At 41.7% G+C, this 24,863-nt stretch carries 20 protein-coding genes and 1 pseudogene; 11 read left to right on the top strand and 10 right to left on the bottom strand.

Annotated elements, in window-relative coordinates; genetic code table 11:
• The 7 genes from V7K69_RS07300 to V7K69_RS07270 form a co-directional block, all read left to right on the top strand.
• On the top strand, nt 1-228 hold a 228-nt coding region (locus V7K69_RS07300), incomplete at its 5' end, for a hypothetical protein (RefSeq protein WP_335032763.1).
• A 31-nt stretch (nt 229-259) separates the two neighbouring features.
• Nucleotides 260-3,259, top strand: a complete 3,000-nt coding sequence (pgmB, locus tag V7K69_RS07295) for a beta-phosphoglucomutase (RefSeq protein WP_335032761.1) — start codon at nt 260-262, stop codon at nt 3,257-3,259.
• Between the two features lie 123 nt (nt 3,260-3,382).
• Nucleotides 3,383-4,732, top strand: a complete 1,350-nt coding sequence (locus tag V7K69_RS07290; protein ID WP_335032759.1) for a PAS domain-containing sensor histidine kinase — start codon at nt 3,383-3,385, stop codon at nt 4,730-4,732.
• Nucleotides 4,733-5,094: 362 nt separating this feature from the next.
• The gene (locus V7K69_RS07285; RefSeq protein WP_335032757.1) at nt 5,095-5,532 is read left to right on the top strand and encodes an RrF2 family transcriptional regulator; all 438 of its coding nucleotides are present in this window, start codon (nt 5,095-5,097) and stop codon (nt 5,530-5,532) included.
• A gap of 560 nt (nt 5,533-6,092) precedes the next feature.
• A complete protein-coding gene (locus V7K69_RS07280; protein ID WP_335032755.1) occupies nt 6,093-6,485 on the top strand; it encodes a pentapeptide repeat-containing protein in 393 nt (130 codons plus the stop codon).
• A 127-nt stretch (nt 6,486-6,612) separates the two neighbouring features.
• Nucleotides 6,613-7,101, top strand: coding sequence for a DUF2243 domain-containing protein (locus tag V7K69_RS07275; RefSeq protein ID WP_163939266.1), 489 nt, complete (start codon nt 6,613-6,615; stop codon nt 7,099-7,101).
• 138 nt (nt 7,102-7,239) lie between these two features.
• The gene (locus V7K69_RS07270; protein WP_335032753.1) at nt 7,240-7,848 is read left to right on the top strand and encodes a DUF4129 domain-containing protein; all 609 of its coding nucleotides are present in this window, start codon (nt 7,240-7,242) and stop codon (nt 7,846-7,848) included.
• 57 nt (nt 7,849-7,905) lie between these two features.
• Here V7K69_RS07270 and V7K69_RS07265 read toward each other — a convergent pair whose 3' ends face one another.
• On the bottom strand, nt 7,906-9,189 hold the full coding sequence (locus V7K69_RS07265) for an aspartate aminotransferase family protein (RefSeq protein WP_335032751.1): 1,284 nt from the start codon (nt 9,187-9,189) through the stop codon (nt 7,906-7,908).
• 515 nt (nt 9,190-9,704) lie between these two features.
• Nucleotides 9,705-11,492 carry an ABC transporter substrate-binding protein gene (locus V7K69_RS07260; protein WP_335032749.1) on the bottom strand — a complete coding sequence of 596 codons (1,788 nt, stop codon included), beginning with the start codon at nt 11,490-11,492 and terminating at the stop codon, nt 9,705-9,707.
• Between the two features lie 255 nt (nt 11,493-11,747).
• Between V7K69_RS07260 and V7K69_RS07255 the strand changes: the two genes are divergently transcribed.
• The gene (locus V7K69_RS07255; protein ID WP_335032747.1) at nt 11,748-12,764 is read left to right on the top strand and encodes a potassium channel family protein; all 1,017 of its coding nucleotides are present in this window, start codon (nt 11,748-11,750) and stop codon (nt 12,762-12,764) included.
• Between the two features lie 89 nt (nt 12,765-12,853).
• A complete protein-coding gene (locus tag V7K69_RS07250) occupies nt 12,854-13,615 on the top strand; it encodes a leucine-rich repeat domain-containing protein (RefSeq protein ID WP_335032745.1) in 762 nt (253 codons plus the stop codon).
• 171 nt (nt 13,616-13,786) lie between these two features.
• On the opposite strand, the gene V7K69_RS07245 is transcribed toward V7K69_RS07250, so the two are convergent.
• Nucleotides 13,787-14,563 carry a class I SAM-dependent methyltransferase gene (locus V7K69_RS07245; RefSeq protein WP_335032743.1) on the bottom strand — a complete coding sequence of 259 codons (777 nt, stop codon included), beginning with the start codon at nt 14,561-14,563 and terminating at the stop codon, nt 13,787-13,789.
• 160 nt (nt 14,564-14,723) lie between these two features.
• Between V7K69_RS07245 and V7K69_RS07240 the strand changes: the two genes are divergently transcribed.
• Nucleotides 14,724-15,602 (top strand): LysR family transcriptional regulator, encoded by an 879-nt coding sequence (locus V7K69_RS07240; RefSeq protein ID WP_335032741.1) that lies wholly within the window; start codon nt 14,724-14,726, stop codon nt 15,600-15,602.
• A 15-nt stretch (nt 15,603-15,617) separates the two neighbouring features.
• On the opposite strand, the gene V7K69_RS07235 is transcribed toward V7K69_RS07240, so the two are convergent.
• From V7K69_RS07235 to V7K69_RS07210, 6 genes are all read right to left on the bottom strand, one after another.
• Nucleotides 15,618-16,184, bottom strand: a complete 567-nt coding sequence (locus tag V7K69_RS07235; RefSeq protein ID WP_335032739.1) for a GNAT family N-acetyltransferase — start codon at nt 16,182-16,184, stop codon at nt 15,618-15,620.
• A gap of 263 nt (nt 16,185-16,447) precedes the next feature.
• Nucleotides 16,448-17,005 (bottom strand): methylmalonic aciduria and homocystinuria type D protein, encoded by a 558-nt coding sequence (locus tag V7K69_RS07230; RefSeq protein WP_335032737.1) that lies wholly within the window; start codon nt 17,003-17,005, stop codon nt 16,448-16,450.
• Between the two features lie 297 nt (nt 17,006-17,302).
• The gene (locus tag V7K69_RS07225; protein WP_193946573.1) at nt 17,303-17,509 is read right to left on the bottom strand and encodes a glycogen debranching protein; all 207 of its coding nucleotides are present in this window, start codon (nt 17,507-17,509) and stop codon (nt 17,303-17,305) included.
• A gap of 144 nt (nt 17,510-17,653) precedes the next feature.
• Nucleotides 17,654-18,307, bottom strand: coding sequence for a MotA/TolQ/ExbB proton channel family protein (locus V7K69_RS07220; protein WP_335032734.1), 654 nt, complete (start codon nt 18,305-18,307; stop codon nt 17,654-17,656).
• A 104-nt stretch (nt 18,308-18,411) separates the two neighbouring features.
• Nucleotides 18,412-19,305: a 16S rRNA (cytosine(1402)-N(4))-methyltransferase RsmH gene (gene rsmH / locus V7K69_RS07215; RefSeq protein ID WP_335032732.1), complete on the bottom strand. Its 894-nt coding sequence runs from the start codon at nt 19,303-19,305 to the stop codon at nt 18,412-18,414.
• Nucleotides 19,306-19,476: 171 nt separating this feature from the next.
• Complete coding sequence (locus tag V7K69_RS07210; RefSeq protein ID WP_335032730.1) at nt 19,477-21,387, bottom strand: M48 family metallopeptidase; 1,911 nt, start codon at nt 21,385-21,387, stop codon at nt 19,477-19,479.
• A 330-nt stretch (nt 21,388-21,717) separates the two neighbouring features.
• On the opposite strand from V7K69_RS07210, the gene V7K69_RS07205 reads away from it, so the two are divergent.
• On the top strand, nt 21,718-22,902 hold the full coding sequence (locus V7K69_RS07205; RefSeq protein ID WP_335032728.1) for an NAD(P)H-quinone oxidoreductase subunit H: 1,185 nt from the start codon (nt 21,718-21,720) through the stop codon (nt 22,900-22,902).
• 198 nt (nt 22,903-23,100) lie between these two features.
• On the opposite strand, the pseudogene V7K69_RS07200 reads toward V7K69_RS07205, so the two are convergent.
• Nucleotides 23,101-24,417 (bottom strand): annotated as a pseudogene (locus V7K69_RS07200) (NF041680 family putative transposase).
• Between the last annotated feature and the right edge of the window lie 446 nt (nt 24,418-24,863).

Genomic DNA, 24,863 nt, shown 5'->3' with positions numbered 1-24,863 from the left:
AATGCACCTCTGAACTCCATTAATGCACCTCTGAACTCCGTTAATCCACCTCTGAACTCCGTTAATCCACCTCTGAACTCCGTTAATCCACCTCTGAACTCCGTTAATCCACCTCTGAACTCCATTAATGCACCTCTGAACTCCATTAATGCACCTCTGAACTCCGTTAATCCACCTCTGAACTCCGTTAATCCACCTCTGAACTCCGTTAATCCACCTCTAAATTAAATTTCCCAATCCCATTCCCCATTCCCACTTTATGCAAACAAAAGACCGTTCTCGCCATTTTATTTACACAGACTGGATATTAATCGAAACCCAGTTTGATCCTGACCAATTGCAATCAAAAGAAACTGTCTTTACAATCGGCAATGGATACTTGGGAACAAGAGGTAGTTTTGAGGAAGGGTATCCTCATTCATTACCAGCTACTTTTATCAACGGTGTCTACGACGATGTGCCAGTAGTGTACACGGAACTGGTAAATTGCCCTGACTGGCTACCCTTGATAGTAATTGTGAATGGCGATCGCTTCCGTCTCGATCAAGGTGAGATATTGAGCTACGATCGCCAACTCGATCTCCGTCAGGGACTAATCATCCGAGCTTTGCGTTGGCGTTCTCCTAGTGGAAACACAATAGACATCAGCTTTGAACGCTTTGCCAGTCTTGCAGATCCGCACGTGTTGGCGCTACGCTGCCATTTAACGCCAATAGATTTTGATGGGTTAATCGAAATTCAAGCTAGTATCAACGGCTATCCAGAAAATCAGGGTTTCAATCACTGGGAAGGACTAGATCAGGGCAAAACTGACCAAGGAATCTGGTTACAACGCCGCACCCGCCACTCCCGAATTGAACTTGGTATGGGAGCTAAGGTGACAATATTAGGTGCTGAAGCCTCTTTGCAAGTCAATACCGCACCTGGTTATCCAACCTTAAGCACTACCTTCTTAGCTAAGGCGCAACAGGTCGTAACAATAGAAAAATTAGTGACAGTTTTTACCTCACGCGAAATTGATACCCCAGTTTCAGCTGCTCAAGAAAAACTCGCGCACCTCCCAGACTTTGCAACACTACAAAAAGCCAATGAGCAGGCATGGGATGAGGTTTGGCAGCAAAGTGACATCTTGATTGAGGGGGATAGCACAGCTACTTTTGCTGTTCGCTACAATCTGTTTCAGCTGCTGATTGCTGGGCCACCAAATGATGACAAGGTGAGCATTCCTGCTAAAACCCTTTCGGGATTTGGCTATCGCGGTCATATATTTTGGGATACAGAAATTTTTATGCTACCCCTATTTATATTTACCCAGCCAGCGATCGCTCGAAACTTACTCAGTTACCGTTGGCATACCTTACCAGGAGCTAGACGCAAGGCAACCCATTACAGCTATAAAGGGGCAATGTTTGCCTGGGAAAGTGCTGATAGTGGAGATGAAGTAACACCACGTTGGGCACTGGGAAATGATTTTTATGGTGAAGATGTGCGGATTTGGTGCCGCGATCGCGAAATTCATATCAATGCAGATATTCCCTACGCCGCTTGGAATTACTGGCAAACCACTGGTGATGATGAGTGGATGCAAAAGTCTGGTGCAGAGATTATCTTAGATACCGCTATCTTCTGGGCTAGCCGAGTAGAATTCAATCCTGAGCGTCAACAGTATGAAATTCAGGGTGTGATTGGAGTGGATGAATACCATGAACTCGTTCACAACAACGCTTTTACAAACCGGATGGCGCAATGGCATTTAGAGAAAGCGATCGCAGTCTATGATTGGTTGGTTGAAAAATTCCCCAAACGAGCTAAAGAATTAGAAGAAAAACTACAACTCACCGCCCAAGAGCGATCTCACTGGCAAGATATTATCAATAAAATATTGTTTCTCTATAACCCAGTAACAGAACTCATTGAGCAGTTCGAGGGATTTTTCCAATTAGAAGATATAAATTTAGCAGACTACGAACCACGCGATCGCTCTATGCAACCGATCTTGGGTGTTGAGAAAATCAACAAATATCAAGTAATCAAACAACCAGATATATTGATGCTTCTTTATTTAATGCGAGAATCAGCAGATTTTCCTTACAGCAAAAAAGCATTGCAGGCAAACTGGGATTACTACGCACCCCGTACCGATATTACTTATGGTTCTTCCCTTGGCCCAGCAGTTCACGCCATCTTAGCTTCTGATTTAGGCAAATCAACCGAAGCTTACGAAGTGTTTATGCAAGCATTAATGGTGGATCTTGAAGATAACCGAGGTAACACCAGCGATGGAATTCATGGCGCTAGTGCTGGTGGCATTTGGCAAGCTGTAATTTTTGGATTCGGTGGCATCCAAATCACTGAAAATGGCCCAGTAGCCAACCCCCATCTGCCTGATGGTTGGACGCGCCTGAAGTTTAAACTGCACTGGGGCAATAAATGGCACGATTTCGATTTACATCGGGGACAAGGGGGCATGGGGACAAGGGGACAGGGGGACAAGGGGACAGGGGGACAGGGGGACAAGGAGACAAGGGGACAAGGAGACAAGGAGACAATGCAGATAACCAATGCCCAATCGCCCATGTCCAATTCCCAACATCCAAAATCCAACATCCAAGGATTCATTTTCGATTTAGATGGTGTGCTGACAGATACAGCAGAACTTCATTATCTAGCTTGGAAGAAGTTAGCAGATGAAGAGGGGATACCGTTTAATCGCCAGGATAATGAAGCGCTGCGGGGTGTCTCTCGCCGTGCTTCCCTGATGTTAATTCTTAGGGATAGACCATATTCGGAAGCACAAATCCAAGAGATGATGGAGCGGAAGAATCGCTACTATGTGGAATTGATTCAAAATATGACATCTAAGGATTTATTACCAGGTGCGATCGCCTTTTTGGATGAACTGCGACAAGCTGGGATTAAAATCGGCATTGGTTCAGCCAGCAAAAATGCCCGTACAGTAATCGAGCGATTGGGCATTGCTGATAAAGTAGATGCGATCGCAGACGGTTATAGTGTAGAGCAACCCAAACCAGCACCCGATCTATTTTTATATGCAGCCAAGCAGCTAGGACTTGAACCAGTACAATCTGTAGTTGTAGAAGATGCCGCAGCAGGGATTGAGGCGGCTCTAGCTGCTGGGATGTGGGCAATAGGACTTGGCCCCGTTGAACGAGTTGGATCTGCTCATATCGTCTTACCCAGCCTAGAAGGTATCAAATGGGCAGATTTAAGAGCTAAATTGAGTGACATAGCCAGATAAAAACATTTAGGGACTTCTAATTTGGATATGTCTAATAACTGTTGAACAGCAAAAGCTAAGATCGTCCCAGTAGAGAATCTAAAGTAAAACTCAACTTTAGAGATCCAAATTAGGAGTAAGAGCGTGAACTTGGACGATCTAGCCTTACAGATAGAGCTTATGCGTAAGCGCGTCGCTCTTTTGCAACGCCAGACTGAACAGCAAAAAGCAAAGGAAGATATTGAATTCATCACAGATGTATTCAAGGAACTCTACCTAGCTTTGGAAGAAATGCAAATAGCTAATGAAGACTTACAGCAACAGAATGAAGAATTATTTAACGCTCAACAGTCCTTAATAGCACAAGGTCAACGCTACCAAGAATTGTTTGAGGAAGTACCAGATGCCTATTTGGTAACTGATCCAATAGGAGTAATTCAGGAAGCTAATTCTGCCGCCCAGAATATGTTGAACATCTCAAAGAATTTCCTGTTGGGCAAACCTTTAGGAATTTTTGTGCTTGAGAAAGAACTGATTGCTTTTCATTTGAAACTGACTCATCTGAGCGATCGCACCGAAACTCCAGACTGGAAAATGCAAGAGTGGGAAGCAAATATGCGGCCACGTCACAAAACACCCATTGTTGCGGCGATGAAGGTGGCTGCTATCCGTAATCAACAAGGTAACTTAGTTGGTTTGCGTTGGCTATTGCGCGATATTAGCGAAAGCAAGCGCATTCAAGCCAAGCTGCAATGGGCAGAAGAGGCGATGCGACAAGCACTTGCCAAAGAAAGAGAGTTTAGTGAACTTACATCCCGGTTACTCACCACCGCCTCTCATGAGTTTCGCAACCCTTTGGCTACGATCTACTCTTCGGCAGAACTACTAGAACATTATCGCCATCTATGGAGCGACGAGCGTCAACAGATTCACCTACGTCGCATTCAAACATCTGTTATGCACATAACCCAGTTGCTGAATGATTTATTGGTGCTGAATCAGGATGAAACAGGCAAGTTAGAGTTTAATCCAACACCCTTAAATTTGGTGGAATTTTGCCGCGATTTATTAGAAGAATTAGAACAGCGCGATCGCTCTCAACACGCGATCGTTTTTAGCAGTGAGTGCCAATGTACCTCAGCTAACCTAGACGCTAAACTACTGCGACAAATTTTGACTAATTTATTCTCAAATTGTCTAAAATACTCTTCCATTGGTAGCACAGTTAATTTTTCTATCACCGCTACCAACGATCGAGCTATATTCCAGACTCAAGACTCTGGTATTGGCATTCCTCCTGCTGACATTGAACACATATTTGAACCCTTCCATCGCGCCAGCAATACAGCCAATATCCCAGGAATGGGATTAGGGATGTCCATCGTCAAGCAGGCTGTAGATTTACATGGCGGCGAGATTATTGTCGAAAGTGCGATCGGTGCAGGAACTACCTTTACAGTCATCCTGCCATTTTCGATAAATTTGCATGGGTAGTGGCTTACACTAATGCTGCTTTTATCTGTTATGGGTTTGCTTTTGAAGGTTGTTACCTTCCAATGGCTACCTAAATCTCCCCACTTTAGACTAACAATCTGCAAAAATAATTGACAAAATTGCTTAAAAACTAGATATAACAAGCTTGCAAGTCACTTTACACTCAGGAAGAGTCTGCAATAATAAATCACTTTTATTTATCGAATTCAAAACAAAAAGTAATTGCTTCTATACTAAAAGGTCTTTAAAGTAGAGTTAGCCGGTCAACAATTAGTTGATTGTAAAGTTTTTCTTAACAATAGCTTAGGGAAACAAACTCAATGACTTTGTATATTTAAGTGTGAGTTTAAAATATTACGCCTGTGGTCATCTCTAACAAATCAGAATACGCACTTCTAGCTCTGTTAGAGTTAGCAACCTGCTACCCTAACGGTGAAGCGCTGCAAATTCGAGAAATAGCGGTCTTACAAGATATACCAAACCGCTATTTGGAACAACTTCTGGCAACATTAAGACGTGGAGGTTTAATTAAGAGTATACGCGGAGCTAAAGGTGGCTATGTTTTGGCACGAGACCCTGGAAAGATTACAGTGTTAGATGCTTTTAGCTGCATGGAAGGGTCAGATATTGTTGTATCTGATTCTGAGCCGACTCCCAACACGGTAGAAGGTGAGCTAATTCAGGAAGTCTGGCAGGAAGCACGTCAGGCTGCTAACTCCGTTTTGGAAAAATATACACTCCAAGACCTTTGTGAACGAAGATCGCTAAGAAAGCAGAAGGAACTCATGTATTACATTTAGAAAGGGTGAAGTGGGAAAATTTTCATCCTTTATCTTGAATTCATAGTCATTTCCGCTTTGACCATATTTGGCACATCTGGATGTTATATGTAGATGTGCAGTAATTTCAAGTAAGTAAGCAGAAAATTCTTAGTGTGATATCAAGTCTGGGTAATTAGTTATATGTCTACACAAGTAATAAAAATCTAACTTGATGAGGCTTTGCTTGTTACCATACACCGTATAAGAATGTATTAATTGAGGCTCTGGCTAACTGTTGTATCACTAGAGTTAGAGCCTCTAATCTGCTATTTCTATACAAAACAAGGGTAGCAGAGACAAAGTATAGCTTTAGCAAGGTGGCCTTTTTGGGGGTTTAGTAAGTAATAAAACGGATATAATACAAAATATTTTTTACAAAAAATATAGTCGAAAGATGAAAATTTTGAGTAACTAGTCAGTTAAACTACACCTTAAGCAAAATAGTTTGAAAAATTTGCTATCTCAATTGTCTAGTTAGACGTTTTTTGTGATGTAATCCTTATTGACAGTAATAACTAGACAACCTGTGAGGCTGTTATATGCCTGAAGTTAATTCTCAACAGCCCATAAATACTGCCGCTACTCTTGTGGAGAGTTATGCAGCAGGAAAACGGGACTTTAGTAAAGCAGAACTGGGTGATGCCGATTTGCAAGGCATTAACTTGAAAGGATGTGACCTGAGTTATGCTGACTTGAGTGAAGCTAACCTAAGTGGGGCTAATCTCAGGGGAACCGACATGAGTTTCGCCGATCTCGAACAAGCTAATCTGAGGGATGCCGATCTTAGGGGAGCATTGTTGATGTCAGCGAATCTCCGCCAAGCCGATCTCAAAGGAGCAAAGCTAGAAAAAGCAGACTACGATCGCAGCACCCATTTTCCCCAAGATTTCGACCCAGTGAAAGCTGGTATGCAAATAAAAGTTGAAGATTAATTAATTTTTAAATTGAGAAGAATATTGCCCTCCTGCCTTCTTCAACGTTCCTACTTGCCTCAAGGTAGAAGATATTTTTGCCAAAAGAGTTGTATTTTGGTGAAAAAGCCTATCTATGAGGTTGACAATGGAGGCAAAAAGTGGAACCATCAACCGACGCGCACCACTAATTACTGCTGGGATTTTTCTAGGTGTGGGTCTTGGAGGGTTTATTGATGGAATTTTACTGCATCAGATCCTCCAGTGGCATCACATGCTTAGTAGCATTCGACCTCTGACAAACAGAGCGAATATAGATTTGAACATGGTATGGGATGGGTTCTTTCATACCTTAGATTGGGTATTCACCGCCACTGGACTTGTGTTACTATGGCGTGCTGGACGGCGTGATGATGTTCCTTGGTCATCACAAACCTTTATTGGATCAATACTGATTGGCAGTGGATTGTTCGACTTGGTTGAAGGTTTAATTGACCACCAAATTCTCGGTGTCCATCATGTGAAACCAGGCCCAAATGAGTTAGCTTGGGATCTAGGATTTCTGGCATTCGGTGCGCTACTTGTTGTTATCGGCTGGATAATGATAAAAAAGGAGTCAAGGGTCATTAGTCATTAGTTATTGGGCATAGGTTAATAATCATAGTTCTTCTCCCTCTGCTCCCCCTGCCTCCCCCACTTCCCCCACCTCCCCCACTTCCCCCACCTCCCACACCTCCCACACCTCCCCCACTCCCCCACTCCCCCCTCCCCCTCTATGCCTACAGATACTTTTGAAAAAACTAGCTGGAGTTGGCAGCTTTCCCAATTTCAACAACAAGCGGGAGAATGGTGGGAATACCAGTTTTACCGCTTTGAGAAAACTTTACCAGAATTGCCTAATGGATGGTCGATTAGCCCTTGGCTTGGTGAGTTGCTGAAATTTCTGTTTTGGCTGGTAATTGGCTTATTTGTAGTTTGGGTGGGTTGGCAATTATGGCGGGAATTCAGCCCTTATGTATATTCTTGGCTGAATAGAAGTGGCAATCTGACTGATTTTCGTGCAAAAACTCGCTCTAGTGAGGCATCCATAGCGCTTTTGTTGGAGCGATCGCAAGAATTTTATCGTCAAGGTAACTACCGTGAGGCTTGCCGTTGTGTCTATTTAGCAATGTTGCAGCAGTTGCATCAAAAAGCGATCGCACCCCACAAACTCAGCCGTACAGATGGAGAATATCTGCAATTGCTGCGCTCATCTGTGACTCCCATACAGCCTTACGAAACTTTAATTACCACTCACGAACAATTATGTTTTGGGAATGCTGAGATTGTGCCAGACAATTATGAACAGTGTCGGCAAGCTTATCGGGAAATTTCCCCAGAATGAAAAAGGGGCCTACAGCCAGCTGTGCGCCCCTACTATCTATAATTTTTTTCAGATTGCCTACTTTGTGAGAGTAGCGATCGCCTTGTCTACAGCTTCCAAGGCAGTGTTTACTTCCGCCTCTGTGACAATTAGCGGTGGCACAAACCTGACTACTTTTGGACCGGCTGGTACCAGTAATACACCCTCTTTGATGGCAGCATTGACGATATCTGCTGCGGTTAATTGGATATCGACTCGCAACTCCAAACCGTTGATTAAACCCCAACCCCGAACTTCGCCAATCTGCTGAGGATATTTCGCTGCGATCGCTTTCAATCCAGATCGCAACTGTTCACCCCTGTCTTGCACATTCTGCAAAATATTTTCCCGTTCCAATGTCTGGCAAACACTGAGTGCTACACCACACACAAAAGGATTTCCGCCAAAGGTGCTGGCGTGTTCCCCTGGTTGAAAAATATCACAGAATTTCTTGCTCATCATTGCACCGATGGGGATACCGCCACCTAAGCCTTTGGCACTGGTGAAAATATCCGGTTCAACGCCAAGATGTTCGTAAGCCCATAATTTGCCACTGCGCCCCATACCAACTTGCACTTCGTCAAAAATCAATAAAATGCCAGTTTCATCGCAAATCTGCCGGAGCTTTTTGAAATAGGCAACATCTCCCGGACGCACACCGCCTTCTCCCTGCAATGGCTCAATCAGAATTGCCGCTACCCGGTAATCACCTTCATCCAACTCGCTAATCGCCACTTCCACAGCGTTAATATCGTTGTAATTAACGTAGTAGAACCCAGGAACCAAAGGATCAAAATACTTTTGATACTTCGGTTGTCCGGTAGCGGTAACGGTGGCCAGAGTCCGACCATGGAAACTGGCATTGGCGGTTAAAATAATTGGTTTGTCAATTTCTAATACTGTGTGGGCATATTTTCGCGCCAGTTTAATTGCAGCTTCGTTAGCTTCAGCTCCAGAATTGCAGAAAAATACGCGATCGGCACAAGAATGTTCAACAAGCCATTTTGCCAATTCACCTTGTTCAGGAATGTAGTACAAATTAGAGACATGGTGCAGCTTCTGAATTTGGCGTGTTACCGCCTCTACCATCACTGGGTGGGCGTGTCCTAAAGTACAAGTGGCAATTCCCGCTACAAAGTCCAGATATTCTCGCCCCTGTGTATCCCAAACCCGGCATCCAGCACCTCGTTCTAGGGCTAAGGGAAACCGACCGTAGGTAGACATGACAGCTTCATTAAAGCTATCTGCATCAAAGGGACTAGACACTACAGACCCTGAATCTGGGGGGATGGTGGCTTGGTCAACGAGAGTTTGTAGGCTCACTACCGCTCCTCCTGAAAGTTTTTCATTATATAGTTATTTACTAGTTTCCTAGAAATCCCTAAAAATTACTTTTTATTTAGCACAATTCGTACTTCTTCTTAGACTAACGCTTATATAACCTTGGCGGTGGTGAAAAAACTTTGTACTCAACACTTGAGCAAGATAAAACTTACCTAAACAATAGCCGAAACCCTTATTTACAGGTAAGGGCAATTCATGTAGACGCAAAGCGGCTACTCTTACAGGAACGCTTTCAGCGAACTCGCAAGGTATTGTCCCTACTGCGTGTACTTTTGCGTAAGTCCTATTTATGAAGAAGGGGAAGGGGAAAGGTAAAAACCGTACTTCGTCCCGCTCCGCTAACGCCCGAAGTAAAGCGAAATAATCCAAATTTTATGAGGAAGGTAAAAACCGTACTGCGTCCCGCTCCGCTAACGCCCGCAAGTGGCGCGACAATCATCATCCCTTTCCCCTTTCCCCTTTAACCTTTTCCCTTTTCCCTTTTCCCTTTTATTTTATTTCTCTGTGATTTTCAGCTCATCAATATTCCAAAAAGTTGACCCCAAGGCAGAAAACTTGATGGGATTGACACGTTCACGCACTGCTTGAAACGAGATTGGATTCACAAGGCAGAATATCGGCAACTGTTCAGCAACGATTTGCTGAAATCTGCCATAAATTGCCTTGCGCTTGCTCTGGTCTAGTTCTTTGACTCCTGCACCGAAAAGACTGTCAATTTCTCTCTCCCAATCAGAAACTACCCATCCTTTAAGTGGGGGTTTTCCTGGTAGCGCACCTTGGTTGAACTGATGAAATGAGCCTTGACTAGTCCAAAATAAAGATAAAAGATTAGGTTCAACATCTGCACCGGGAACACCAAATGCACCGACATAACAATCCCAATCTCGACGAGAGAGTAGCTTTTGCAATATTACGTTAAAACTGAGTATCTGCAAATCTGCTTTGATACCAATTTGACTGAAGTCTTGTTGGATTTGAACTGCGGCATCGATTCTTGATTGATCTTCCGCTTTCACCAAGAGATTGAATTGCACGCGATTTCCATCCTGGTCTAACAGTTCTTTTTGAGAGTTGTATTTAAAGCCAGCCTCGAGCAACATCTGCCTAGCTCTCTGGGGATTATAATCATAAACTTTTAATCCTGCTGCTGGGGACAAATAATAAGGACTTTGAAGAGCAATTGGTGAATGTTGGATTTTGCCTAAACCGCGATAGATATTAGTTTTCATTCGGTTACGGTCAATGGCATAAGCAACTGCTTGCCTAAAAGCTAAGTTATTAAACCATCGAGATTTGATTGGGTCTATAAAAGGCTTACCTTTGGAATTAATAGCTTGGTTGAGATTGAAACCCACGAAGCTAAAACCCGCAGTAGTTCCACCATTATAAATAATAAATTTTCCTCGTTTTTCCTCTTTTTTGAGTAACCCAAATACTGCTGGTGTCACATTCAAAGTATCCAGTTCACCTGAGCGAAATCTGAGTAACTGATTTTCTGTAGAAGCAATAATTTGCCAGACAATACGTTCAATATAAGGCTGAGGATTCTTTTGAATATCTTTGCGCCAATAATAGGGGTTGCGTCGTAAAATTACCCGTTCACCAGGAGTATAGCTTTCTATTTGGTAAGGCCCATTGGAGATAATTTTTTGCGGATCGGTATTGGTTCCCCACATTGAGAGAAACTGAGGATTACCATTAGCATCATTGGAGAATACAGAAGAATGCAAGGCATGAACAGGTAAAATTGCTAGTCTTTCGGCGTATCTTAAAAAAGGGGCAAAAGGTTCTACAAAAATAAACTCAACTCGCAGATCATCTAGTTTCTGCACTGATGGGAAACTTTCTTTATCACCAATGCGTAAAAAATCTCTATATAAAGTGGGAATTTTTTTATTAAGATAAATGTCTCGATAGGTAAAGACTACATCATCTGCTGTGAGAGGTTCACCATCTGACCATTTTAATCCTGTTTTTAAGGTAAAAATAATTCGCTTTTGGTCGGCAGATATTGACCAAGATTCTGCCAGCCCTGGTTCCAACTTAGTAGTCAGAACATTTTCATCGATCAATCCTTTGTAAATCAAAGAGAAAACACTGTATGGAGAGTCATTAATGGCATAGTTAAAAGTAGTTGGGTCACTTAGCGAAACTAAAACTAATTGAGCTACCTGAGATGCTTTGCTTTTCATCTGTGTGGGGTGACAGCTTGTGAGCAAGAAACAACAAGATAGCAGCAAACCAACTACTAAATTCAGAGGTCGAACAACAGCAGAAATCATCTCTAGTTATGTACCTTGCAGCTACTATCTACACAGTACAGTATGGTGATTTACTAGTATTGAGATAATCACAGTAGACCAAAATGTTCTGCGATCGCACTGGTCTGTCATAGCTGGATAACTTGTAGTTTGAATGTACTAAAAAGCACAAATGCGATAAAGTTAGTACAAAACTAGAAAAAGTAGGCTAAAAGTACTATTTTTACGTCATTTTCAACACTTGAGCAAAAATATCAACGTATCCAAAAGGAGTTAATGGCTGGGGCGATCGCTCTCGGCGGTGTTTTCTTCATTGGCACTTTGTGGTACTCGTTAGTGGAGGGCTGGTCATGGGAAGATGCAGCTTACATGACAGTCATCACTCTCGCAACTGTAGGATATGGAGAGACGCATCCACTGGGTAGCCGAGGAAGATTATTTACGATTGCCCTGATTTTGTTGGGTGTAGTGAATATCGGTTACATTGTCAACAGATTTACAGAAGCGATCATTCAAGGCTACTTTCAAGAAGGAATTCGGCTACAGCAACAGAGGCGGCTAATGGAATCCCTAACAGAACACTACATCATTTGTGGATTTAGCCGCACTGGTCGTCAAATTGCCAAGGAATTTCGGGCAGAAGGCGTACCTTTTGTGGTGATTGATGCTGATATGGAATCTGTACAAAGGGCGCAGAGTGAAGGTTACACAGCATATCAAGGTGACGCTACCTTAGATGACACACTTCTGAAAGTTGGTATTGAACGGGCGATGTGTATCGTTGCAGCCCTTCCTTCCGATGCCGAAAATTTATACATCGTTTTATCAGCCAAAACACTGAATACAGGAATTCGGGTGATTGCACGAGCAAGTACAGAAGAAGCTTTGCAGAAGTTACGACGCGGTGGTGCAGATGAAGTGATATCCCCCTATATTACTGGTGGGAAGCGTATGGCTGCTGCGGCTCTCAGACCCCAAGTATTGGACTTTGTAGACGGTATTTTGACAGGTGCAGACCGTCAGTTGTATATGGAAGAATTTTTACTCGACCCGGCTTTTTGTCCCTTCGTGGGTCAAAGTTTGCAAAAGGCGAGATTGCGATCGCAATCTGGGGCATTAGTTCTGGCAATTCGCCGCGCTGATGGGGCTTTAATCGGTGGCCCCACTGGCGATACAATTTTAATGCCAGGCGATCGCCTAATTGGTATGGGTACAGCAGAACAGTTGCGTAGCCTTAATCAAATTCTCGGCCCTATGAATTCCAAGAAACTGCGGCGACCGAAAAATAGCTGATTTTATTTTTAATTAATTACTTTTTTATACCAAATTAAGGTATTGCTTGTATAGTGTAATTGCAGAATTATATAGTATAAGATAATGCAATGAAACTTGCGTTAAGCATCGCCACAATATTTACTTTTACTTTGGGATTTTACACCACACAGACTATTGCTGCTCCTTTGGCAACTCCCACAAGTTTTACAGATTGGTGTGAGCAAAAATCAACTTTACCTCCACAGACAAAACATACTGTTGAGGTTCTTTTAGAAAAAGCCCAAACCCAAAATTGCAAGCAGGCTAACCAAAAGCTGACTAATTTGATTGGTCTCAACCTCGACTTCAATGAAATTAGTGATATCAAACCTTTGTCCACTCTGACAAAATTGACTTTTCTCTCCCTCAATTTCAATAAAATCAGCGATATCAAGCCTTTATCCAATCTGACTAATTTGACTTATCTCTCTCTCGGCTCAAATAAAATCAGTGATATCAAGCCTTTGTCCAATCTAACAAACTTGACTTCTCTCCCTCTTAGCATAAATAAAATCAGCGATATCAAGCCTTTGTCTGCTCTAACAAACTTGACTTTTCTCGGTCTCAACTTCAATAAAATCAGTGATATCAAGCCTTTATCATCTCTGACAAAATTGGCTTTTCTCAACCTCGATTCAAATGAAATCAATGATATCAAGCCTTTATCATCTCTGATTAATTTGACTTATCTCGACCTGGAATCAAATAAAGTCAATAATATCAATATTTTGTCTGTGTTGACAAAATTGAATTTTCTTATTATTAAAAGTAACCCGATCGCACCCAAAATATGTCCTGTAAAACCAGAATCTATTTGTAAATTTGATTAGCTTCAGAATAGAAAACCGTCAGATTGACTCTGAAATAATAATCCAAATATAAAGGAGAGCGATTTAGTTTTGCTCTCTTTTTGGCGAAGGTATTGAAAAACCTGATAATTTAGATAGATTGTGTAGTGTTGTAATGATCGTGTGCGAACCTTGAATTATTTGTCAAGCAATCTAAAGTTTGATGGCAACGATGCGAATTCTCCAATAGTCTGCTGTCCAATTACCTTCTTGATACAGTGTCGGCAAAAGATACTCTTCCACCGTGCGAATTATTTGTATTTTTTGGTCAGCAGACAGCCCTGCTAGAAAAGCATCGGCAAACATCTCAAGCCAGTTCGCCATCCCCGCTTCGCCTTCTGTTAGGGGAGTAGGACGAGCAAACAAGGTGGCATAAGTAACATCAAAGCCTTGTTGTTCTAGTAGGGTAGCGTACTCACCAATACTAGGAAAATACCAAGGATTCAGTGCTTGCGGGGAGATAGCGATCGCCTCTAAAGCACTGTACAAAGCTGTGACGATCGCTTGAACATTTCCCTTACCACCAAATTCTGCGACAAAACGCCCCCCAGGTTTTAACGCTTGATGTATGGAAGCGATCGCCGCATCTGCTTCTTTAATCCAATGTAAAACAGCGTTGGAAAATACAGCATCTAATGGTTTCAATACTTGAAAATCTCTAGCATCAGCAACATCAAAGCGTAGATGGGGATAGTTTTGTCTTGCTGTCTCAATCATCGAGGATGCGCGATCGATTCCAGTCACTTCAGCCCCAGCTTGAGCAATTTTTTCTGTTAGTTGCCCAGTCCCACAACCAAGATCCAAAATTGATTCTCCCGGCTTAGGGTTGAGTACTTTCAGCAAGTTATCGCCATATTGCCAGACAAAGGCGTGTTTATCCTCATACAGGTCTGTATTCCAATTATTGTCGAGTAATGGAAGATTAGTCATAAACTATGAAATTACATTGCAGAGTATTGGTTTGCTAGTCGTCAACCAAGTTCGATAGGTTGATGACTGCATAATCATCACAATAAAAAATATTATTAATTATGTCCAATATATATTTTGACCTTAACTAATATTTAAAAGATATAAGTTCAGCTAACAGATGGAACTACGACACCTGCGCTACTTTGTCACCTTGGCAGAAGAACTGCACTTTGGACGGGCAGCAGAAAAATTGCACATTGCCCAACCTCCTTTAAGTCAACAAATTCGCCAGCTAGAGAAGGAATTGGGCTTTGAACTGTTTCATCGCACAAAACGAAGCGTGAATTTAACAGAAGCGGGAGTGGTTTTTCTAGATGAAGTCCAACAAATTCTCAGGCAATTGCAGCAGGCAATCCAAGTCGGGCAACAAACTAGTCGCGGTGAACTCGGAGAATTAGCGATCGGCTTTGTCAGTTCTGCCGCGTATAATATTTTGCCAACTATTTTGCGAACCTTTCGGAATTGTGCCCCTGGTGTGAGTCTAGAGTTGCATGAACTGACTACAGATCAACAGTTAGAGTGGTTACGCACAGGTCGGATAGATGTAGGGTTTGTTCGTCCACCTGTGGAGGAAAATACATTCAGCTGGGAAATAATTTTTCAAGAGTCGCTGATAGTAGCATTACCTGAATCACATTTACTAGCAAATCAATCTTATGTGTGTTTGCGATCGCTTGCTAATGAACCCTTTATTTTATTTCCCAGAATATTAGCGCCTGGACTCTACGACTTAATTATTAGTCTCTGCCAGCAAGCAGGTTTTAGTCCCTCTGTAAGTCAACAAGCTATTCAGATGCAAACAATTGTTAGCCTAGTGGCAGCCGAAATAGGTGTTGCAATTGTGCCGGCATCTTTACAAAATTTGCAACGAACTGGGGTAGTTTATAAAAATATCGAACCAGTCAGCCCAAAAGTTGCCATTGCAATGATTTGGTGCAGCAGCGAAACATCCCCAACGATACAGAGATTTCTGGAGATTGTAAAACACATAGTTTGATTTATTTCTGGCGATTTATTTACCAATCAGTATCCATTGCAAAAATCTGCAAATGGCTGTTAAATCCTCTGATTGCGGCTGTTCTCCCTCAGTAGCGGAAGATAGCCATTTTTGCATACGGATACAAGGTATATAAATTCCAGTACTTGAAATTATGTAAGTTTCGCCAAACTCTTGATAACCAGATGCTTCATAAAAAGGTTTAGCAGTGATTGATGCACAAACAGCTAATGTATTGATGTTTTCGGACAAAGCTTTGCGTTCCATTGCTTTTAGTAACTCTGTGCCAATTCCTTGTCGCACATATTGAGGATGGACATAAATTGCACTCACCCAATATTTGGAGTACGCAGAGAAACCAACAATTTTTTCTCCAATTTCAGCAACAAAAACTATATCTTTGGTATCTTTGCCTTCTAAGTCATTTAACTGTTTATCGTTCAATAAGCCTTGAATCTGTTCAGGATTATAATCTTGGGAACAAAGTCTCTGTATAGCATCTCTTTGGATATCAAAAATCTGATTTCTATCTTGCGGTTCGACTAGGCGAATTTTCACGTGATTAGGCTGGGTTCTATTCATCAGTAGGTTTTAACACATCTTTTGATACATTATGCCTATCTCAACTACTACAAAATATTGGCTTTGCTTTCTATCAAGCTTTTATACACCAATCATTCCAGCCAGATGAACGGAATAGCCTAGACTTAGAAGTAAGTCTTTTTTAGCACGCCATAATCTCTAAATACCGCAATATCTATTTATTATTTCCTCATTTCCAATATATATAAAGGAATGAGGTAGAAATAACCAACGCCCAATGACCAATGACCAATGATTAATAACTAATAATCAATTTCTCTCCACCCATGCATAGCTGCTATACCTTTAGTAACCCATTCGATCACAATTGGGGGAGCTTCTGATATCAAAATGCTAGGATAAACTGCTGTACCCCATTCGGGATGCACTAGTACACGGCATTGATTTTTAATTACTGGATAGTTGAGTAAAGCTTTGACAACTGCTGTGTCATCATGGGGAATTGCTCCAGGATGAGATAGTAAAGGGTAGCCTGTACGAGGGTCGATCAGGTCAGTTAAATAGCCGCGATCGCGCAGATTAAATGCTAAATCGCAGCCAAATCGCATAAACTTTTCTCGTAAGCGTTCTTTCTCTGACTCTACTTCTGCCGTCTTTTTGACTAATTGATAACGCGATTGCTGCAAGACAATCACTACTCGTAAAAACGGTTGCCGTTTCCAATCCGGTAATATCCGTTCGCAGTTGGCACAGATATATTGACTGGGAGCATGAATTGAAATTTGAACCGCTTGTCCTGTTTCGCCAACTAAATTAATGGGACAGGCTTGCTCCGAAGTGTAAACTTTGGGATAGTTCACTAAATTGATTCGGCTTATACAAGTTTTTTAATTTAATCTACGCTATAGATAATAGCTCTTAAAAGTTCAGAAAAATCATCTTTTTCCTCTCTCATGTTACTTTTTTTAGAAGCATAAGATAATAATTTGAGAATTTTAATCCGAATTTTATCCTTTATTAACCTGTTGTCATGGAATTTGTTGCGATCGCTGTAGGCATTAGCATAAGTGTAGACAAGCGATCCCTATGGCGGCTACGCCTATGCTCATGAAATCCGTTCGATTAAAATCCCAAAAAATGAACTCTATCTCACCTAATTAATTGAGTTTTAAAGAATTCACCGGCACTTCATCCCAAGAATCAACTGTCCGCAATTGCGCTACCCAACCCTCTGCCTTTTGTTTCTCGGTCAAATTATTCTGAAAGGAATCATGACACTCTTTAGCTTGAGATTCATTACAAGTAGCAATACAGGCATGAATCATCCCAGACGGATCAATTTGCTCATTTACCCAAATAGTCATAGAATATTCCCTCGAAAGTGTAGCGAAAAAGCTATTTGTTATTTTAGAACACTATTAGAGTCAAAAATTACAGAGCAAAATCGGTAACAAGTATTAAATTAATCTCAATTACCGATTGCCAATTTCCTATTATCTAGTTTCACTTCATCGGGTAGGCGCATAGGATTTATCGCCTCTCTCGTAGCGACGGCGGTAGAGTAATTCTAACTGTCCACCATATTCTTGAATCCAAGCTATCTGGCGCTGATAGAGTCCCCGGAAAGTATTAGCAAATAATAGTGTAAAGATTGCTACTACTAATCCTGATGCTGTGGATACTAAAGCTTCACTAATCCCAGATGTGACACCTGTTGTTTTAGTACCTCCCACATCTCCAATATTTAGAGAGGCAAAGGAGTTAATTAATCCTAAGACAGTGCCGAGAAGTCCCAATAATGGCGCAAGACCAATAATTGTCTCAAAAATATTTTGCGATCGCTTAAGTAAGGGAATTTCGGCTTGTGCTTCACTTTCTAATGCCAAACGAAATTCCTCTGGTGTCGGCTCTTCTAATTCTAAAGCTGCTAAAAAAATTCGAGCAATGGGTAAATCAGCATTTTTCTGCAACTTATCTAAAGCACTAACTACATTATCAAGGCGATAAAGCTGTAGCACCTCTCGCACTACCTTGTTTTGCCGATTATTTATTCTTACCCAAAAGATGATCCGCTCAATAATTAGCGCCACGCCTAACAAGGAAAACGCCAGCAGAGGCCACATTACTATGCCACCCGCCGTAAACAGATTACTAATTTCCATCTACTTTTTTTTAACTCCTCAACAACGCTAGATTAGCAGATTGTTGTTTTAGGGAATTGGGAATTGGGCATTGGGCATTGGTTTGGGTTATTAATTCATCTCCCTTACTCAACATTCAGAACTCTTTCGGCTATCCTTAGTTTGGCCGATCGCGATCGCGGATTCTGACTAATTTCCTGTTCTTTAGCAATAATTGGTTTTTTTGTCAAGACTTTTAATAAAGGTGAATTTCTTAAACCATGCTTCACCGGGCGATCTTCCAGGCTGTGGAAACTGATAATTGCAATTCTGCCGCCAGGGACAAGGGCATTTGGGGCTTTATCCAAAAAGGTTTCCAGGGATTTTAACTCATCGTTGACGACAATTCGCAGAGCTTGAAAAACCCGGGTAGCGGGGTGAATTCTCCCATAACGGTATTTCGGGGGAACTGAAGAAGCGATCGCATCAGCCAATTCTGTAGTCGTGTGCAACGGTCGCCGTTCTACAATACGTTTGGCAATGCGCCGCGATAATCTCTCTTCACCGTACTTAAAGAAAATATCTGCTAATTCTGCTTCATCCCAATTATTAATCACATCAGCAGCAGTTAGCGATCGCCCCCGATCCATTCGCATATCTAAATTTGCAGCTTGGCGAAAGCTGAAACCCCTTTCTGCTTGGTCTAAATGGTAAGAACTTACCCCCAAATCGGCTAAGATACCATCGAAATTGTTAGGGGGAAACTCGTAGTCAGCAAAATTGCTATAAATAAATTGTATGCGATCGCCAAACTCTGATAATTCTTTCCTCGCTGCTACTAAAGCATCCTCATCTTGGTCAATGGCCGTTACCCGCACATCGGCCGCAGCTTCTAAGATTAGGCGACTATGACCACCACCGCCTACCGTCGTATCAAGATAATGACCTCCTGGAGATACCGCTAGACCTGCAATCACTTCTTGCGGTAACACTGGCAGATGGGAAAATATCGGTTCTTCAATAGCTAGCTGACGATTCATGAGACTTAGGGCAAAAAACCACAGATGAACTTTAATTATCTATTCTTTTGTTTGTGTCTTAGTGGTTTCTAGCTAAAAAATAGTTTTTAAACCACTAAGACACAAAAGAAAATATCATAAACTCAACACTCAACGTCAGCTTTAAATGTTGAGCTTTAAGCATCTGTAGTGCTATTTTTTACCTTTTTTGTGGTAGATCATCGAATTTGGTATTTGTTTTAGTTTTTTCTCCATATTTAGATGGTCATTTAAAATAAAAATGAATACATTACCGAGAAATTCATTTTCCTGTAACAAGCTGTTCACAAGTTTAGAATGATCGGGTTTCTCAATACCTTCTAAAAATGTAAATTCTCGCTTCAAAGCTAAAACATAAAGCGGTTTTTCAGGAAAATATTGCAATGTTTTTTTAACTAAGTAAGCAGTTATTATATATGGGCGATCAGAAAACTGTTGACGAAGCTTATTTACTTCTATGTTTGAGACATTATGAGATTCAAATTTATCCTTTTCTCTTACACTGGAACGTTCTTGCTGTGCTTTCAAAATTAATTCATGAAAATTTATAGCACGTTCTTGATAAGATTTTGCTTCATTGATTTTTCCTTGTTGTTTAAGAAAAGAGCAAATTATCTGACAACCTTCTATGACTATAGTTGAATCTTGCTCTATTGCTCTTTCAATGTATTCTATTCCGATTTTATCTTGTTTATTTAGTAATATTTGATCTAGTAAATAATTAGCTGAGGCGTGGCGAACATCACGATGAATAATTTCTTGTAATAGTGGTATAACCGCTTCTTCACCCTCAAACTCAAATATCAAAAATGCCCGTTGAGTAGCTTCATCTAAAGTTAGCTGTTGTGTTTTTGCTTTTTGATTTAAATCTTTTAAAGTAGCTATTGATTGTTGAAAATCAGTATATTTTTGTCGCCAAGGTGTTGCTATTTCTTCTCGCCAAGCTTGACTAAAATGTGCGAGAATTTTTTCTAACCTATTTCCCAATAATTTTTGAGCAGCACTGATTTCAATTGGTGCAAATATAGCTAATTCCTGCTGAGGATTGAAGATGTATCCCAAGGCTTTTAGTCTATCTGTCAGGCAAGGATGAGTATCAGAATTATTAGTTTTTTTTGTTAAAGCTTCCATTAAATAACTACTTGTTATTTCCTGATGAAGTCTCTGACTTAAAGCCTGTTGCATAGCCATATAAGTCATTTTTGGTGGTTCGATTTCTGTTTCAACTTGTTTATAGATGCTAGACCAAAAATATCTTTCTATAAATCTAGCTTTGACTTCCACATTTATCAATGTTTCAGCAGCATTTTGTTCTCCAGCTAGCTCAACTGCACATCTATCTGCTTCATATTCATCCATCCGTGCCAACACAAAAGAATAGGCATTAAAAAACGGGCTGTACCATGTCAAAAACCAATCAAAGATTAACGATGATACTTCATTTCCACCTTGTCCTAGTCCTTTAATAATGCGATACCAAGTTTGACGTTGGCGATAAATCCAGCCACTAAAACGACTATGATTTCCTGACAAATGTCCTAGCTCATGGGCTAAGACGGCACGAAATTGTTCAGGTGGCAGTGCTAGCATTAGCGGTAGACCCACAATTAAGTAATTTTGCTGCCAGCCCAGCAAACCTAAGCGTGGTATTTGGACAACTGCTGCATTAAAATCGTTGGTCAGTAGAATCTGGTGAAACTGTGGAGCTTTTAGCTTCGATGAGATTTCGTTAATTAAACAGTAGAGATTGGGTACATCTTTGGATTCTAATGGTAAACCTGTTGGTGGGGGAAAAGAAACCCAAAGCGATCGCACTAACACCAATGCGAACACCAGTAAAAACACAATACCTTTCAAAGATGAAGCATTAACTGACTGAGCGTTCAGCATCAAAAAGACAATACCTACCAGCAGACCCAATGTTAAAGCTAGAACCAAAAATATATATGCGTAGCCCAAAGTAGCTAAAAAAGCAACGTGCAATTTATAAAGATGCGGTTGTTTGTTAGCAAAAACTTCTAACTTTTGAATTAGCCGATCAAAACGCTCTTGATTGAAAGCCATAAATATGTATCAGCCTCATAAAACTGTAATATAGCTGACACAATATCTCTATAGCTTACGTAGAAACTCAGAAATCAATAGTTATCATTGAAAAAACGCATCTTCTTTCACCCCGTTCTCCCAGCACCATGAGATAAAAAAATTCGATGCCTTAATTAAGTGCATATCGAGCTTCCATATAATAGTTGAAGAAGTGCAACAAAATTAAACATCAAATCAAATCTCTCTTCCCACAACCCGTACTTTGGCTTGACAAACAAGATAAATTGGGTCTAGTTGGCATCTGCGCGGTTGAATTCAATATTTTCACGAACGGAGAACACGAAATCTATGACCAGACTAGAAACCCGCACTGAACCAATGGTGCTAAACATGGGGCCACACCACCCCTCGATGCACGGGGTTCTGCGGCTAATCATGACTCTGGATGGCGAGGATGTTGTTGACTGTGAACCGGTCATCGGCTATTTGCACCGAGGAATGGAAAAAATTGCTGAGAACCGCACTAATGTAATGTACGTCCCTTACGTTAGTCGGTGGGACTACGCTGCGGGAATGTTCAACGAAGCTGTCACTGTTAACGCTCCAGAAAAGCTGGCAGGTGTCGCTGTCCCCAAACGCGCTAGCTACATTCGCGTCATCATGCTGGAGTTGAACCGCATTGCTAACCACTTGCTATGGTTTGGCCCCTTTTTAGCTGACGTAGGCGCACAAACTCCCTTCTTCTACCAGTTCCGGGAACGGGAGATGATTTATGATTTGTGGGAAGCTGCCACAGGATATCGGATGGTGAATAACAACTACTTCCGCGTTGGTGGGGTAGCAGCCGATTTACCTTACGGTTGGGTAGATAAGTGTCTGGAATTTTGCGAGTACTTATTGCCTAAAATTGATGAGTACGAACGCTTAGTAACAGATAACCCCATCTTCCGGCGACGTGTTGAGGGTATTGGGACTATCACCCGTGAAGAAGCAATTAACTGGGGACTTTCTGGCCCAATGTTACGCGCTTCTGGCGTGCAATGGGATTTGCGGAAAGTTGACCATTACGAATGCTACGACGATTTCGACTGGGATGTACAGTGGGAAACCGCCGGTGATTGCTTTGCCCGTTACGTAGTGCGGATGCGGGAAATGCGCGAATCTGTGAAGATTATTCGCCAAGCAGTTAAAGGACTTCCTGGCGGCCCTTACGAAAATCTGGAAGCAAAACGTTTAGCCGCAGGTAAAAAATCTGAGTGGGACGCATTTGATTACCAATTCATCGGTAAAAAAGTTTCCCCCACCTTTAAGATACCCAAGGGTGAAATCTATGCCCGTGTAGAAAGTGGCAAAGGTGAATTGGGAATTTATTTGGTTGGCGATGATAATGTCTTCCCTGCACGTTGGAAGATTCGCGCCGCAGATTTCAACAATCTCCAAATTGTTCCACATTTACTACGCGGGATGAAGGTTGCAGATATTGTGGTCATCCTCGGTAGTGTTGACGTAATTATGGGTTCTGTAGATAGATAGAGTAAATAGCTATCTAAGTACTTTTTAGAGCAGTTGTATTATGCAACTGCTCTATTTCTTATAATTTTTGAAGACGCGATAAATTAACTTGAGTTTGAACTAATTGGCATTTAGCAGCAATGAATAGAAAGCAAGAAAAAGTTACCCAACTTCTTTTAGAGGCTGAGTTAAGTTGAATCGTTGAAAAAGAAGCAGAAACTAAGCAGCAGTTAGATCAGCGTTCTTAAGTGATTTTTCGGTTTTAGGTTTTTTAGATGCGTGTTTTTTGACAGTGGGATAACGCTTACGCGAAGGTGGCTGATGCCCTTGGGCACGCCCAGGTGATTTACCGCGAGTTTTAGGGGGTTGAGCAGGAGTGCCAATGGCGGCTAAAATTAGCGGAAAGGCTTGTGCCACAAGTCCTGGAGACAGGATATCCTGATTCGATTGCCAAGGCAATGGGGAGTCGATGCAGGCCACTCTGGCTAGCCAGAGTTGCCAAGTTAACAGGGGCTTTACTGTCACTCCATCGCTCTGCTGCCTGAGTAGAACTAGGTTGAGGTAGTGTCCAATATAACCTCTGCTTGGCAAATCGATACCAATGCTCTAGGGCAAAACGGCGTAGATATTTGTGCCAAATATCCTCTAATGCAGGCATTGTCTGACCCAACCAAGCTAGCCATAAGGTTTGGAATTTACGATTACGTCCTACTGGTTTGATCACCTCGACGCGAATGATTTCCATTGCTCGGTTTGGGGATTGAAGGAAATGAAACCCACTCCAACGCATTACTTTCACTCGACCAACTTTCGGGTCTTCAACTTCTAAAGTTTCAGTTGCCTCTGTCCAAGTTTCAGGGTCATTTAGCTTAAACTTATGACCATGCTTACATGGTGCGCCTCGTCCTTTGTAAGCACTGGGTGTACCCCATACGCATCGGTTAGAAGCTAAACGCAGCAACAGGTCTGCGTCAATCTTCTCCGTTGCTTGGACAAATTTGGCGTTGCCATAGCCTCGGTCATAAGCGGCAAGTGGTCTTTTGCCTAACTCACGAGTGATTTGTTTTAGTTGGAATGCGGCTTTACTTGCTGGCGTTTCAAAACTGGTAATTCGTTTATGTCTCAATGGTAATGCCCAACTCCCATCCGCCTCTGGTATCCACGAAGACAGTACTGTAACGAAAGTCCGATGCCTATGCTTCCCCTGGAGTCCCCATGAAAAGTTCTTTCTTTTAGTGTCTTCGCTTCTGGTCTTGCCCAAAAGCTATGATCTCCTGCCAGAAATGGCTGTTCATGCGTCTCTACCTCCTGTACCAGCAGCTTCATCAGTTTCCTTTTCGGTGGACGGCTATCGTGCAGTGCTGCATAAATGCTCGACCATTGCCGTCGAAATACTGGGCTTTGTGACAAGCTTACAAACGATGGGATACTCGGACTTGTTAATACTGAATCCATCAATTCAAATACTGCATCTTTGGCTTTTCCCAAACAATCGTAGATACCTTGGCGGAATTTTTCTAGTTGTGTCAGGATCATCACGTCAATGATTTATTGATTACTTTCATTGACTTTACGGCAGTCAGTGTTACTGCTGACTGCTTTTCTCTCGCTTTTTAGTCCAAACTCCAGTTCCAACCTCAACTAATCTTATTTCGGTTTTTCGACACAATATTCTTGAATATATTACAGTTGAAAGTTCTCAGTTTCCTCTAGAAAAGACTTTTTTGGCGACTTCCGATATAATCGAATCTATTTTTGGTAAATACAAACATTTTTCTTCTAGATGTCCTTTCAAACAGATAGGTCAGATGATTCTAAATATTTCTTTATGTACTATGAATTTCACTAGTCTGATGGTTAAGGAGGCATTAGAAAATGTTCGCTATCTGTAACCGTTCACACGATAAGAAACGCTACAGTCAAAAATGGGTTACTGAGGTGGTAGATTAAGAGGCATGGATGAAAACTGCCTCGCCTACGGA

Origin of the sequence: Nostoc sp. (assembly GCF_036917775.1) — a bacterium.
GTDB lineage: Bacteria > Cyanobacteriota > Cyanobacteriia > Cyanobacteriales > Nostocaceae > Nostoc.
This window is presented reverse-complemented; position numbering and strand designations above follow the sequence as displayed.

What these genes read in the sequence shown, in the direction of transcription:
- V7K69_RS07220 (WP_335032734.1), bottom strand. Translation starts at nt 18,307, where the DNA reads ATGGAAATTAGTAATCTGTTTACGGCGGGTGGCATAGTAATGTGGCCT.
- pgmB (WP_335032761.1), top strand. Translation starts at nt 260, where the DNA reads ATGCAAACAAAAGACCGTTCTCGCCATTTTATTTACACAGACTGGATA.
- V7K69_RS07275 (WP_163939266.1), top strand. Translation starts at nt 6,613, where the DNA reads ATGGAGGCAAAAAGTGGAACCATCAACCGACGCGCACCACTAATTACT.
- V7K69_RS07270 (WP_335032753.1), top strand. Translation starts at nt 7,240, where the DNA reads ATGCCTACAGATACTTTTGAAAAAACTAGCTGGAGTTGGCAGCTTTCC.
- V7K69_RS07225 (WP_193946573.1), bottom strand. Translation starts at nt 17,509, where the DNA reads ATGACTATTTGGGTAAATGAGCAAATTGATCCGTCTGGGATGATTCAT.
- V7K69_RS07250 (WP_335032745.1), top strand. Translation starts at nt 12,854, where the DNA reads ATGAAACTTGCGTTAAGCATCGCCACAATATTTACTTTTACTTTGGGA.
- V7K69_RS07235 (WP_335032739.1), bottom strand. Translation starts at nt 16,184, where the DNA reads ATGAATAGAACCCAGCCTAATCACGTGAAAATTCGCCTAGTCGAACCG.
- V7K69_RS07245 (WP_335032743.1), bottom strand. Translation starts at nt 14,563, where the DNA reads ATGACTAATCTTCCATTACTCGACAATAATTGGAATACAGACCTGTAT.
- V7K69_RS07280 (WP_335032755.1), top strand. Translation starts at nt 6,093, where the DNA reads ATGCCTGAAGTTAATTCTCAACAGCCCATAAATACTGCCGCTACTCTT.
- V7K69_RS07260 (WP_335032749.1), bottom strand. Translation starts at nt 11,492, where the DNA reads ATGATTTCTGCTGTTGTTCGACCTCTGAATTTAGTAGTTGGTTTGCTG.
- rsmH (WP_335032732.1), bottom strand. Translation starts at nt 19,305, where the DNA reads ATGAATCGTCAGCTAGCTATTGAAGAACCGATATTTTCCCATCTGCCA.
- V7K69_RS07240 (WP_335032741.1), top strand. Translation starts at nt 14,724, where the DNA reads ATGGAACTACGACACCTGCGCTACTTTGTCACCTTGGCAGAAGAACTG.
- V7K69_RS07205 (WP_335032728.1), top strand. Translation starts at nt 21,718, where the DNA reads ATGACCAGACTAGAAACCCGCACTGAACCAATGGTGCTAAACATGGGG.
- V7K69_RS07255 (WP_335032747.1), top strand. Translation starts at nt 11,748, where the DNA reads ATGGCTGGGGCGATCGCTCTCGGCGGTGTTTTCTTCATTGGCACTTTG.
- V7K69_RS07210 (WP_335032730.1), bottom strand. Translation starts at nt 21,387, where the DNA reads ATGGCTTTCAATCAAGAGCGTTTTGATCGGCTAATTCAAAAGTTAGAA.